Source organism: Pseudomonas sp. PB105, from assembly GCF_009764655.1.
GTDB lineage: Bacteria > Pseudomonadota > Gammaproteobacteria > Pseudomonadales > Pseudomonadaceae > Aquipseudomonas > Aquipseudomonas cyclaminis.
In genome coordinates this window covers 100,994-114,095 of sequence record NZ_RWIO01000092.1, presented here as the reverse complement: position 1 = coordinate 114,095, position 13,102 = coordinate 100,994, and the positions used below count along the sequence as shown (strand labels likewise).

12 protein-coding genes are annotated in these 13,102 nt (G+C 60.4%); 11 read left to right on the top strand and 1 reads right to left on the bottom strand.

The window, feature by feature from the left end; translation table 11 throughout:
- The first annotated feature begins 5 nt into the window (after positions 1-5).
- From EJD88_RS22305 to EJD88_RS22285, 5 genes are all read left to right on the top strand, one after another.
- Positions 6-383 (top strand): gamma-butyrobetaine hydroxylase-like domain-containing protein, encoded by a 378-nt coding sequence (locus EJD88_RS22305; protein ID WP_099583804.1) that lies wholly within the window; start codon positions 6-8, stop codon positions 381-383.
- Between the two features lie 248 nt (positions 384-631).
- A complete protein-coding gene (gene phaC, locus EJD88_RS22300) occupies positions 632-2,311 on the top strand; it encodes a class II poly(R)-hydroxyalkanoic acid synthase (RefSeq protein ID WP_158879055.1) in 1,680 nt (559 codons plus the stop codon).
- A gap of 87 nt (positions 2,312-2,398) precedes the next feature.
- On the top strand, positions 2,399-3,244 hold the full coding sequence (gene phaZ / locus EJD88_RS22295; protein ID WP_017526534.1) for a poly(3-hydroxyalkanoate) depolymerase: 846 nt from the start codon (positions 2,399-2,401) through the stop codon (positions 3,242-3,244).
- 88 nt (positions 3,245-3,332) lie between these two features.
- Positions 3,333-5,015 (top strand): class II poly(R)-hydroxyalkanoic acid synthase, encoded by a 1,683-nt coding sequence (phaC, locus tag EJD88_RS22290; RefSeq protein ID WP_099583806.1) that lies wholly within the window; start codon positions 3,333-3,335, stop codon positions 5,013-5,015.
- Between the two features lie 27 nt (positions 5,016-5,042).
- Entirely contained in the window at positions 5,043-5,663 is a 621-nt protein-coding gene (locus tag EJD88_RS22285; protein ID WP_158879054.1) for a TetR/AcrR family transcriptional regulator, read from the top strand.
- A gap of 7 nt (positions 5,664-5,670) precedes the next feature.
- On the opposite strand, the gene EJD88_RS22280 is transcribed toward EJD88_RS22285, so the two are convergent.
- Positions 5,671-6,333 carry a response regulator transcription factor gene (locus EJD88_RS22280; RefSeq protein WP_158879123.1) on the bottom strand — a complete coding sequence of 221 codons (663 nt, stop codon included), beginning with the start codon at positions 6,331-6,333 and terminating at the stop codon, positions 5,671-5,673.
- Positions 6,334-6,703: 370 nt separating this feature from the next.
- Between EJD88_RS22280 and EJD88_RS22275 the strand changes: the two genes are divergently transcribed.
- The 6 genes from EJD88_RS22275 to EJD88_RS22250 all read left to right on the top strand — a co-directional run bounded on the left by EJD88_RS22275 (position 6,704) and on the right by EJD88_RS22250 (position 13,065).
- The gene (locus tag EJD88_RS22275) at positions 6,704-7,282 is read left to right on the top strand and encodes a fimbrial protein (RefSeq protein ID WP_158879053.1); all 579 of its coding nucleotides are present in this window, start codon (positions 6,704-6,706) and stop codon (positions 7,280-7,282) included.
- Positions 7,283-7,334: 52 nt separating this feature from the next.
- Complete coding sequence (locus EJD88_RS22270) at positions 7,335-8,105, top strand: molecular chaperone (protein ID WP_112193046.1); 771 nt, start codon at positions 7,335-7,337, stop codon at positions 8,103-8,105.
- 8 nt (positions 8,106-8,113) lie between these two features.
- Positions 8,114-8,881, top strand: a complete 768-nt coding sequence (locus tag EJD88_RS22265) for a molecular chaperone (protein WP_158879052.1) — start codon at positions 8,114-8,116, stop codon at positions 8,879-8,881.
- A gap of 159 nt (positions 8,882-9,040) precedes the next feature.
- On the top strand, positions 9,041-11,575 hold the full coding sequence (locus EJD88_RS22260; RefSeq protein WP_158879051.1) for a fimbria/pilus outer membrane usher protein: 2,535 nt from the start codon (positions 9,041-9,043) through the stop codon (positions 11,573-11,575).
- A gap of 2 nt (positions 11,576-11,577) precedes the next feature.
- A complete protein-coding gene (locus EJD88_RS22255) occupies positions 11,578-12,519 on the top strand; it encodes a fimbrial protein (RefSeq protein WP_158879050.1) in 942 nt (313 codons plus the stop codon).
- A gap of 18 nt (positions 12,520-12,537) precedes the next feature.
- Positions 12,538-13,065 carry a fimbrial protein gene (locus EJD88_RS22250; RefSeq protein WP_158879049.1) on the top strand — a complete coding sequence of 176 codons (528 nt, stop codon included), beginning with the start codon at positions 12,538-12,540 and terminating at the stop codon, positions 13,063-13,065.
- The last annotated feature ends 37 nt before the right edge of the window (positions 13,066-13,102 follow it).

Sequence of the window (13,102 nt, the reverse complement as noted above, 5' to 3'; positions counted from 1 at the left end):
CTCATATGGCTAAGTTTCCTACTGCTGTAAACCTGCACAAAACCTCCAACACTCTCGGCCTCACCTATGGGCCCGATGAGGTGTACCAACTTCCCGCCGAGTTGCTGCGCACCCACTCGCCTTCCGCTGAAGTCCAGGGCCACGGCAAACCCATCCTGCAATTCGGCAAGCTCAACGTTAAGTTGATCAAGGTAGAACCGGCCGGTCAGTACGCACTGAAATTGACCTTCGACGACGGCCATGACAGCGGACTGTTCACCTGGGACTACCTCTATCAGTTGGCCGTGCGTCAGGACGCGCTGTGGGCTGATTATCTCGCCGAGCTCAAAGCCGCCGGCAAAACCCGCGACCCGAGTGAGTCGGTCGTGCGGCTGATGCTCTAGTCCAGGCCTCTCGCTCTTTAGAGGGCATTTTCTAATTTCATCTGTTTGAATGCCCTGTCGCGTGGTCAATGATTGGCCCGCTTGCGAAAAAAATTAAACTCGGGTAACCAATGGAACTGGCAAGTTCCCTGCATTTGACGATGCGGTATCAACGGTCACCCGAGTCGCAGTACCAGGCTTGTGTTGTGTATCGAAGGTGGTGCACAGCGGTACCCGGTACTCGTCTTTCGGACAATGGAGCGTCGTAGATGAGTAACAAGAACAACGATGACTTGAAACGCCAGGCCTCGGAAAACACCCTGGGGCTGAACCCGATCATCGCGTTACGCAAAAAGGATTTATTGGCCTCAGCGAAGATGGTGCTGACTCAAGCCATCAAGCAACCGTTGCACAGCGTCAAGCACGTCGCGCATTTTGGCATTGAGTTAAAAAATGTGATGTTCGGCAAATCCGAGCTGGTACCTGAGAGCGATGACCGTCGCTTCCACGACCCGGCCTGGAGCCAGAACCCGCTCTACAAGCGCTACCTGCAAACCTACCTGGCGTGGCGCAAGGAACTGCACGACTGGATCGGCGACAGCAGCCTGTCGGACCAGGACATCAGCCGTGGCCACTTCGTGATCAACCTGATGACCGAAGCCATGGCCCCCACCAACAGCGCGGCCAACCCGGCGGCGGTCAAACGCTTTTTTGAAACCGGCGGCAAGAGCCTGCTCGATGGCTTGTCGCACCTGGCCAAGGACATGGTGCACAACGGCGGCATGCCGAGCCAGGTCAACATGGGCGCCTTTGAAGTGGGCAAGTCCCTGGGCATCACTGAAGGCGCGGTGGTGTTTCGCAACGATGTGCTGGAGCTGATCCAGTACAAGCCGATCACCGAACAGGTGCATGAACGCCCGTTGCTGGTGGTGCCGCCGCAGATCAACAAATTCTACGTATTCGACCTGAGCCCGGATAAGAGCCTGGCGCGTTTCTGCCTGCGCAACGGCCAGCAGACGTTTATTGTCAGTTGGCGCAACCCGACCAAGGCCCAGCGCGAATGGGGCCTGTCGACCTATATCGAGGCGCTCAAGGAAGCGGTCGATGTGGTCACGGCGATTACCGGCAGCAAAGACATCAACATGCTCGGCGCCTGCTCCGGCGGCATTACCTGCACCGCCCTGCTCGGCCACTACGCCGCGCTGGGGGAGAAAAAGGTCAACGCCCTGACCCTGCTGGTCAGTGTGCTGGACACCACACTGGATACCCAGGTGGCGCTGTTCGTCGACGAGCAGACGCTGGAAGCGGCCAAGCGCCATTCCTACCAGGCCGGCGTGCTCGAAGGCCGCGACATGGCCAAGGTATTTGCCTGGATGCGGCCCAACGACCTGATCTGGAACTACTGGGTCAATAACTACCTGCTGGGCAACGAACCGCCGGTGTTCGACATCCTGTTCTGGAACAACGACACCACGCGCTTGCCGGCCGCCTTCCACGGCGACCTGATCGAGTTGTTCAAGAACAACCCACTCGTGCGGGCCAATGCACTGGAAGTGTGCGGCACGCCGATTGATCTCAAGCAGGTTACCGCCGACATCTACTCCCTGGCCGGCACCAATGACCACATCACCCCGTGGCAGTCCTGCTACAAATCGGCGCAGTTGTTTGGCGGCAAGGTGGAGTTTGTGTTGTCCAGCAGCGGGCATATCCAGAGCATTCTCAACCCACCGGGCAACCCCAAGGCGCGCTACCAGACCAGCGACAGTCTCGCGGGCAAGCCACTGGAATGGCAGGAGAACGCGACCAAGCACACTGATTCGTGGTGGTTGCATTGGCAGGCGTGGCAGGCGGAACGGGCGGGCAAGCTGAAGAAGGCACCGACGACATTAGGCAATAAAACCTACGCCGCAGCCGAAGCGGCACCGGGCACCTATGTACACGAACGCTAAATTGAAATGCGGTCAAGTGTGAGAGGGGGCAAGCCCCCTCCCACATTTGGCCTGCATTCCAACCGTCACATCTCACAGGGCTTGAGCATGCCGCAACCGTTCATCTTTCGTACCATCGACCTGGATGGCCAGACCATCCGTACGGCGGTACGCCCAGGCAAGCCTCATTTGACGCCATTGCTGATTTTCAACGGCATCGGCGCCAACCTTGAGTTGGTGTTTCCGTTCGTCCAGGCATTGGACCCGGACCTGGAAGTGATCGCCTTCGATGTACCGGGCGTGGGCGGTTCGTCGACGCCCAAGCGGCCCTATCGCTTTCCCGGCCTGGCCAAGCTCACCGCACGCATGCTCGATTACCTGGACTACGGCCAGGTGAATGCCGTGGGGGTGTCCTGGGGCGGTGCGTTGGCGCAGCAGTTCGCCTACGACTACCCGGAACGCTGCAAGAAACTGATCCTGGCCGCCACCGCCGCCGGGGCCTTTATGGTGCCCGGCAAGCCGAAGGTGTTGTGGCTGATGGCGAGCCCGAGACGATACATTCAACCCTCCCACGTGGTGCGAATTGCGCCAATGATCTACGGCGGCTCGTTCCGCCGCGATTCCAAGCTGGCCGCCGAACACGCCAGCAAAGTGCGCTCGGCCGGCAAGCTGGGTTACTACTGGCAGCTGTTTGCGGGGCTGGGATGGACCAGCATTCACTGGCTGCACAAGATCCGCCAGCCCACGCTGGTGCTGGCCGGGGACGACGACCCGCTGATCCCGCTGGTCAACATGCGCATGCTCGCCTGGCGCATTCCCAACGCGCAGTTGCACATCATCGATGACGGCCACCTGTTCCTGATCACCCGGGCCGAAGCCGTGGCGCCGATCATCATGAAGTTTCTGGAGGAGGAGCGCCTGCGCGCTGTGATTCATCCGCGACCGGCAGTGTAAGGACCGCACCGCCGCGCAACTTGCCAGGAACCGACTATGGTTCTGAATTGGCGTGCCTGTTGATGGCTTGACGAAGGAGTGTTGGCTCATGCGAGAAAGACCCGTGACGAACCCGGCGCCCACACCCGCCGCGTTCATCAACGCCCAAAGTGCGATCACCGGCCTGCGCGGTCGGGACTTGCTCTCCACACTGCGCAGCGTCGCTGCCCATGGCTTGCGCAACCCGGTGCATACCGCCCGGCATGCCCTGGCACTGGGCGGTCAACTCGGGCGGGTGCTGATGGGCGAGACGGTGCACGAGCCCAACCCAAGGGACAGCCGCTTCGTCGATCCGACCTGGACGCTCAACCCGTTCTATCGGCGCAGCCTGCAAGCCTACCTGAGCTGGCAGAAACAGACCCGCCACTGGATCGACGACAGCTCCCTGAACGCCGATGACCGCGCCCGTGCGCACTTCGCCTTCGCTTTGCTCAACGATGCGGTATCACCCTCCAACACCCTGCTCAACCCGCTGGCGATCAAGGAGTTGCTCAACTCCGGCGGCAACAGCGTGGTGCGCGGCGTGAGCAACCTGTTTGAAGATTTGCTGCACAACAACGGCCTGCCGCGCCAGGTCAGCAAACACGCCTTTGAAGTGGGCAAGACCGTCGCCACTACCCCAGGCTCAGTGGTGTTTCGCAATGAGCTGCTGGAGCTGATCCAGTACAAGCCCATGAGCGAAAAACAGTACGCCAAGCCGCTGCTGATCGTGCCGCCGCAGATCAACAAGTACTACATCTTCGACCTGAGCCCGGCCAACAGCTTTGTGCAGTACGCCCTCAAAAATGGCCTGCAGACCTTTATGGTCAGCTGGCGCAACCCGGATGTGCGCCACCGCGAATGGGGCCTGTCCACCTATGTGGCGGCGCTGGAAGAAGCGCTCAACGTCTGCCGCGCGATCACCGGCGCCCGCGAGGTCAACCTGATGGGCGCCTGCGCCGGTGGCCTGACCATCGCCGCCCTGCAAGGCCACTTGCAGGCCAAGCGCCAACTGCGCCGCATCTCCAGCGCCAGCTACCTGGTGAGCCTGCTGGACAGCCAGATCGACAGCCCCGCCATGCTGTTCGCCGACGAGCAAACCCTTGAAGCCGCCAAGCGTCGTTCCTACCAGCAAGGTGTGCTGGACGGCCGCGACATGGCCAGGGTTTTTGCCTGGATGCGCCCCAACGACCTGATCTGGAATTACTGGATCAACAATTACCTGCTGGGCAAGGAACCACCTGCCTTCGACATCCTTTACTGGAACAACGACAACACGCGCCTGCCCGCCGCGCTGCACGGCGACTTGCTGGACTTCTTCAAACACAACCCCCTGAGCCATCCCGGCGGCCTGGAGGTGTGCGGCACGCCCATCGACTTGCAGAAGGTGACAGTGGACAGCTTCAGCGTGGCCGGGATCAACGACCACATCACGCCGTGGGACGCGGTGTACCGCTCCACGCAATTGCTGGGCGGCGATCGGCGTTTCGTGCTGTCCAACAGCGGGCATATCCAGAGCATCCTCAACCCGCCGGGCAACCCCAAGGCCAACTACGTCGAAAACCTCAAGCTGAGCAGCGATCCACGCGCCTGGTACTACGACGCCAGTCATGTCGAAGGCAGTTGGTGGCCCCAGTGGCTGGAGTGGATCCAGCAGCGTTCGGGCGTGCAGCGCGAAACCCTCACCGCCCTGGGCAACCAGAATTACCCACCGATGGAAGCGGCACCGGGCACCTATGTGCGGGTGCGCTGAGCTCAACGATCACATTAAGAAGACTGGATGAAGACCCGCGACCGAATCCTTGAATGTGCCCTGCAATTGTTCAACCACAAGGGCGAGCCGAATGTATCGACCATGGAGGTGGCCAATGAAATGGGGATCAGCCCAGGCAACCTCTACTACCACTTCCATGGCAAGGAGCCGCTGGTCATTGGCCTGTTCGAACGCTTTCAATGTGAGCTGGCACCGTTGCTGGACCCGCCCGCAGACGCACAACTGAAGGCGGAGGATTACTGGCTGTTCCTGCACCTGATCGTCGAGCGCATGGCTCACTACCGGTTTCTGTTCCAGGACTTGTCCAACCTGGCAGGACGCCTGCCGAAACTGGCCAAGGGCATTCGCAGCCTGCTCACGGCACTCAAACGCACACTGGCCTCATTGCTGGCTCGATTGAAGGCCGCGGGGCAGGTGGTCAGTGACACCCAGGCGCTGGGCCAGTTGGTGGAGCAGATCACCATGACGTTGCTGTTCTCGCTGGATTACCAGCGGATACTTGATCGCGAAGGTGAGGTACGGGTGGTGGTGTATCAAATCATGATGCTGGTAGCGCCGCATTTGCTGTTACCGCCCCGGCTGGCGACAGAGCGGCTGGCATTGCGTTATCTGGAAGACACGGTTTGAAAACCTGTCAGCCAGGTTCGCCGAACTGCTGGGTAAACTTGAATAGTTCACTGTCGTTCTTGATGCCCAACTTTCGATAGGCCGATTGTTTTTGCGTACTGATGGTACTTGCACTGCGTGAAAACTTTGCTGCAATGGAATTCACCGACATCCCATCCAGAAAACACCGCAGTACTTCCTGTTCTTTGGGCGTGAGACACACATTCAACTGCATCGGCGTTGATACATCCTGCTTCGACTTCATATTCGCAACATGGGCAAAGGACTGCATGCCTTGCAACACCGGCACCATGCAAGGCTGCAAGTAAATGCGCCCTTGGGCGACCGTTCGGATAGCGGTAATCAGCTCAGTCAGATTCTGGGTTTTACCCAGAACGCCCCAGCAACCTGCCTTCAAAGACAGCGATACCGTTGCAGGCGTGTAATGGGAACAGACAATCAAAGGCCTGCATTGGCGGAAGCGTCTATTCAACGCCTGGATCAGGCTGAGGCCATCGCTTTGCGACGGTGCCAGAATAAAGTCCATCACCACGACATCCGCCGGCCGCCGGCCCAAGGCGTCCAGCAGATCCCTGCCGGTCCCGAAGGAACCGATCACCTCAAGATCGGGCTCCATATTCAGACTCAACTCGATGCCCTGGCGAACCATTTCATGGTCATCCAGCAACATCACGGTACACGTATTGCCTTTTGAAGTTGGCATTCCAGACTCCCGCATAAGCAAATACAGCGCCGCACACAGCCTGTTTATTACCTGAGCCAAACACAGGCTTCAATACTGCACAGCAATATATAGCGCTGCATCTTACAAAGTTCCCTTACAGAACTTTCTTATAACAACTTTTATGCCACGCCATGCCCTCGTAAAATTTTTAAATAAAACAATACACTTTCGAACTATCTCGAACCAAAACTCGATACATCTCTATAGATGAAATTCACTTTTCGATACAAATTATGTCACCCACCACATGCCAAGCATTCAGAACACCGCGCTTTACCTGTGGCAATTACCCAAGTCATTCACAACTGGACACTCCATGAAACTCATCGCTTTATCCCACGTTGCCGCAGCTCTGACCTTGGCTGGCGCTGTCTCACACTCTGCGCATGCCGCTGATGGCGTTATCAACTTCAGCGGCCTGGTGACTGATGTGACCTGCACGGTCGAAGGGGCTGAACCGGGCGCGGGCAAGGTGGTCAAGGACGTCAACCTGGGCGGCGTGTCTGCCGCACGCCTGGCGACGGCGGGGAATCGCGCCAACCTGACGGGCTTCACCCTTCGTATTGGCGCGCCCGGCGAGGGCAGCTGCACCAACGGCCGCACCGCCATGGTTGCCTTTGACCCGACCAGCCCGGCCATCGACGTGGCCACCGGGCGCTTGAACATCGACGGTTACGACGACCCGTCCGACACCACCCACGCCAAGAATGTGCAGGTCGAAGTGACTAACCGTGATGGCTCGCCCATTAATGTCTACACCGAGAAATCGGCAGGCGTGGTGATCGCCGACAACCAGGCCGTTATCCCGCTGGCCGCGCAAATATACGCAAGCGGGCCCGCTAGCGAAGGCAAGGTCAGCACCCGCGTTGGCTTTACGATCGAATACGCCGAGTAAGGCCGGGCAAGCCTGTGTATGCAGGCCGCCTTATGCCATGAGACTTCAGACGATGAAAAAAACAGCCTGGCTTGCTGCCTTTGCGTTTGGCGTGTTGTTGCCACTGGCGCTGCCCTCCCATGCCAGCGTAATTATTCACGGCACGCGAGTGATCTACCCTGTCGGACAACCGGAGGTCGTGGTGCGCCTGGAAAACAAGGGAAGCCGCCCCGCACTGGTACAACCCTGGCTGGACAGGGGCGACCGGCACTCGACACCGGCGACAACACAGGTGCCGTTCACGCTGTCGCCATCGATCTTCCGGATCGAGCCCTACCAGCAACAGGCGCTGCGCCTGCGCTATACCGGCGAACCACTGCCCAACGACCGCGAAAGCCTGTTCTGGCTGAACATCCTGGAAGTACCACCGCGCGCGCTGGATGCGGCGCAAAAAAACCAGATCGAACTGTCATTTCGCACCCGCTTGCGCGTGTTCCTCAGGCCACAGGCACTGCCCTATACCGTTGGCAACGCCCCGGAAAAATTGCAGTGGGCACTGGTGGCCCACGAACAAGGTTTTGCCCTGCAGGCTACCAACCCCACGCCCTACCATATTTCACTGGCCTCACTGGACTTGCTGAGCGACGGCAAACGGTTCAGCAAGGCGCCCAGCAAGGACGCCAACGACGGCCTGTTACTCCCGGCCGGTGACGTGAAACTGTTTGTGCTGCCGCTGCTGCGCAATCGCCCCCGTGGCGCAAGCAGCATCGAATTCACCACCGTCAGCGACTTTGGTGCACGGGTACGCCACTCGGCGAATCTGTGCACCTCTTGCGCAGGATGACCTTTCGCATGAAGACCGCTTCCCTTTCACACCGGCTGGCCAAGCTGCTGACAGCGGTGGTTGTGCTGTTCGCCAGCCACGCCCCGTATGCGAGCGTCGTGATCCACAGCACCCGAATTGTCTACCCGCAGGCCGCCAGGGAGGTCATCGTCAGGCTCGACAGCAAGAACCAGACACCGGTACTGGTGCAGACCTGGCTGGACGATGGAAACGAATACTCGACGCCGGACCTGGCCGGCATCCCCTTTGTGGTCACGCCGCCGATCTTTCGGATGGAGCCCGGAAAACAACAGGTTGTGCGCCTGGCCTACACCGGAGCAACGCTTGCGGCGGCGCAGGAAAGCCTGTTCTGGTTCAACCTGCTGGAAGTGCCCTCGCAGTCGCCAGACGCCCAACAAGGCAATCAGTTGCAGTTGGCTTTTCGCTCCCGGATCAAGCTGCTTTATCGCCCATCGACCCTGCCTTACGACGTCAACGCCGCGCCTGGAAAACTGCAGTGGCGCGTCGTATCCACGGGGCAACACCAGGCATTGGAAGTCTATAACCCAAGCCCCTACCACGTGACCTTCGAGCAGATTGAAGTGCAGGTAGCCGGGCAGCGTCATCCCCGCGAAACATCGGCTTCAAGTGCCGCAAACATGGTGATTCCGGGCGGGCGCAGTCGCTTTGAGCTGCCCAGCCTCAAGACTCCGCCGAGCAGCGCTGCGACCGTAGCGTTCGAAACGCTCGACGATTTTGGGGTCAAGGTCCAGCACAACGCCAAGGTCTTGCCATGACGATGTAGACAGGCGGCCTTCACCGTCGCTTCCCGACGTTCAGCCATCCGGCTGGCCAGGCCACGCGCTTCATCACACACCTTCTGCTGATGCCCATTTGATGGGGCAGGGACGCCCCATGCCGCCGGTTGGACAGCGGCTGTTTTTGAGAACGTAAACATGAGTTTTAAACTTACAGCGCACTGCCTGCTGCTGGTGAGTGGCGCGCACGCCATGGGTGCCCACGGGGCTGAGCCTGTGGAATTCAACCCCGCCTTCTTTGCAACGGATGCGACCGGGGTGCGGGTTGACGTATCAAAGTTCAACCAAGGCAATGTCACCCTGCCCGGCAACTATCGCACCGACGTGCACCTCAACGGCCAGTGGACAGGCCGTGAAACCCTGCACTTCGTCGCCGTGAACGGTCAGAAAGCCGCACAACTGTGCCTGGAGCGCGATGCACTGCTCAGGTTTGGCATCAACCTGGACACGGTCGCACAGCAGCCTGTCGAAGCCGGTCAGACACCGGCCGCCCCGTTTGCCCGCTGCGCGGATATTGCGACTTACCTGCCCGGCGCCAGCAGCGAGTTCGACTCCGGCGAAAACCGCCTGGACCTGCAGGTTCCGCAGGTTTACCTGGCGCGCAAGGCACGGGGCTATGTCGATCCGCAGCAATGGGACCACGGGATCAATGCCGCCTTTGTACGCTACAACGCCAACACCTTCGCCACCCAGACGAATGGCCGCTCCATCAGCTCCCAGTATCTGGGCCTCAACACCGGGCTCAACCTGGGCGACTGGCACTGGCGCCACAACGGCAGCTACAGCCGCTCCACGCTCGGTTCCGGTTATCAAAGCAACGCCACTTACGTGCAGCGCGAATGGAGCACGTTGCACTCACAGTTGATTGCGGGCGAGATCTACACCCCCGGCGAATTGTTCGACAGCGTGCGCCTGCGCGGCGCCAGCCTGTTCAGCGATGACCGCATGCTGCCCGACTCCCAGACCGGATTTGCGCCCGTGGTACGCGGCGTTGCCGAGACAAATGCGCGCGTCACGGTGCGCCAGCGCGGCGTGCTATTGGACGAAGTGTCGGTAGCGCCTGGCCCCTTCGTGCTCAACGACTTGTTCCCCACCGGGTACGGTGGCGACCTGAACGTCACGATCACCGAGGCCGATGGGCGCCAGCGTGAATTCATCGTGCCGTTCGCCGCCAATGCCCACCTGCTGCGCCCAGGTTTCAGCCGCTACTCGTTGAGTCTCGGGCGGCTGGATGAGATCGGCCTGCGCCACCCGCCAATGCTGGCGCAGGCCACTTATCAGCAGGGTCTGAGCAACCTGCTGACCGGGTACACCGGCGGGGTGATGGGCGATGACTACCGCTCACAATTGCTGGGCACCGCCTTCAATACGCCGCTGGGCGCACTCTCGCTTGACCTGACCTATTCCGACGCCCACTTGCCGGGGCATGGATCACGTAAGGGGCAAAGCCTGCAACTGCGCTACAGCAAGAATTTCGCCGATACCGGCACCCACTTTGCCCTCGGCGCGTACCGTTATTCCACCGAGGGCTTCCTGAACGTGGGCGATGCGGCACGCATCCGCGACTTCGCCCTCGACGGGGTGCGCCTGGACAACGTATCGCGACTGCGCGACCGAATGGACATCAGCCTCAACCAGAGCCTGAAGCAAGGCGCGGTTTACCTGACGGGCTCATCACAGAACTACTGGAACCGTAAAAGCGGCAACCTGACGTTTACCGCCGGGTACAGCGGCACCTGGAGGCGACTGCACTACACCGTGAGTGCGCAGCGCAACCGGGACCTGCTGAGTGAGCGGGTCGACCAGCAAGTAGACTTCACCCTGAGCCTGCCGCTGGGCAGCGACGCGCACGCGCCAACCTTGACCACCACGGCCTACCGCGGCGATCAAAGCAGCGGCGAACGCCTCAGCCTGGGCGGTAGTCTCGGCGAGCGCAGTGAACTCAGTTACGGCCTGGGGGCCAGCCGAACGCTCGGCAGCGGTAACGCCACAAGCGCAGACGTGAAATACCAGGCGAACCCAGGGGTGCTGTCCGCCAGCTACGGCCAGAGCAACACGTATCGCACAACCTCGTTTGGCATGACCGGCGGTCTTGTCGCCCACCCGGACGGCGTGACCTTCGCCCCAGAACTGGGCGACACCATCGGCATCGTCCAGGCACCCGACGCCTTGGGCGCGCGGATCAACGGCAACCACAGTGCACAGGTCGGCAAAAGCGGCTTCGCCGTGGTACCTCACCTCACGCCTTATCGCCAGAACGTCGTTGAACTGGACCCCAGGGATCTGTCCGTCGACGTCGAACTCAAGACCGCCGCGCAAAACGTCGCGCCTCGCGCCGGGTCGGTGGTGAAGGTGCAGTTTGAAACCGTCAGCGGCCAGGCCCTCTTGATTACGGCGCGGCGCGAGGATGGCAGCCCGTTACCGTTCGGCGCGGATGTATTCGATGAAGACGACGCCAGCGTCGGCGTGGTCGGCCAGGGCGGCAAGGCCTTTGTCCGCGTGCCTCGCACGCAGGGGCAGTTGACGGTCAGGTGGGGATCCAGCGCCCGCGCCACCTGCAGGCTGCGCTACCACCTCGACGTTCAACCAAGCACCGAGGGCGCCAACCGATTGCGGCAATTGGACTCTGGCACTTGCCGGGCCGACAAGGCCTATTCCTCACTGCGAGACTGACGATGAAACACTCCCTGCAATTTATCTCCACACTCCTGGCCCTCGTTCTGCCGATCGCCGCTCATGCAGACTGTGACCGGTATATGAACAGCACGCTCACCCTCAATCTGCCTGACACGATCACCGTCCCGGCCGATCTACCTATAGGCGGGGAAATCATCAGTCGCGCATTCAGCGGTACCGCACCTGCCTTTTTCGCGGTCTGCAGGGACGCGCACCTGAGGATTACCGGGCGATTCCTCAACATGCCTCCGGTCCCCCCGTTCCATCGCACCGAAGCGCCAGGTGTAGGTGCACGTCTGCGCATCACCAGTGCCGGGGGATTCACCAATTTCTTTGGAATGCACACTCAACCAGGCGCGCCCTCAAGTGGAACAGCCCCCAGCCTCACCGCCGCAGAATTGAAGCTCTACAAAATCGCACCTGTCGCCGATGGGGTGGTACCAGCCGGAGAAATCTGGTCAGCCAAAAGGGACGGACGCCCAGACGGCTTTACCCTGCGCCTGGGTAACTCTGTTCGTTTTGTCACCCCTGGCGCCACCTGTGACCTGGCGACCGGTGACGTCAACCGTACGATCTCGCTCGATCCGATCAAAGTCAGCGCCCTTCAAAACGCCACCTATATCGGCGAACGCCAATTCGAGCTCACCGCCCACTGCACCAACGCATCCAATGTCACCTTTCGCTTTTCAGGCACACCCGCGCCAGGGCATGAAGCGCTTTTTGCCAATACCGGCACTGCTCGCGGAGTAGATGTGTGGCTTTACTCCCGCATAGGTGGAGGGATCCAAAACATCGGCGCCAACGGCGATAACAACACGCGCACGGTGGTGGTTGATGGCAACCGCGCCGTCTTGCCGCTGGGCGCTGCTTATCACAAAAACGGCACAGTCACCCCGGGCACTCTTGTCAGTACCGCCACCGTCAACATTACCTATAACTGAAACCCTGAGACTCCTTTGATGAGCATTCGAACACTCACCCCGCTGCTGGCAATCACGGCGAGCCTGATAACCCATACTGCACAGGCCGAGACCACGGGCACCTTGACCTTTATCGGGCAAGTCAACGCCGGCACATGCAACCTGGCCGCCGGCGATGAGAACCGCAGCATCACGCTGCCGACGGTCAAGGTCTCTGACTTCGATGCAACCCCCAGTACGGGCGCGTTTGATTTCGAGGTCTCTGCCGACTGCGAGTCGGATATACGTAACGTGACGTTTCTGTTCGCAGGAAAAGCCTCCGCCGGCAACGCCGAGCTTTTTTCCAACACAGGGACCTCCGAGGGGACCGCCCTTCAACTGGTGCACCGCGTCTCCCCAGCTTTTGTCATTCCCGCCAACGGCACCCCCGCCCAGCGCAGCCGCAAGGTGGCAACGAGCAGCCACAAAGCGGTGATCCCCCTCACGGCGGCGTACCACAAAACCGGTGCGGCGATCACCCAAGGCACCCTGGCCAGCGCGGTGACCGTTTCGATCACCTACAACTGAACAGAGGCTGGAATCACGCGCAAAAAAAAGCCCGACC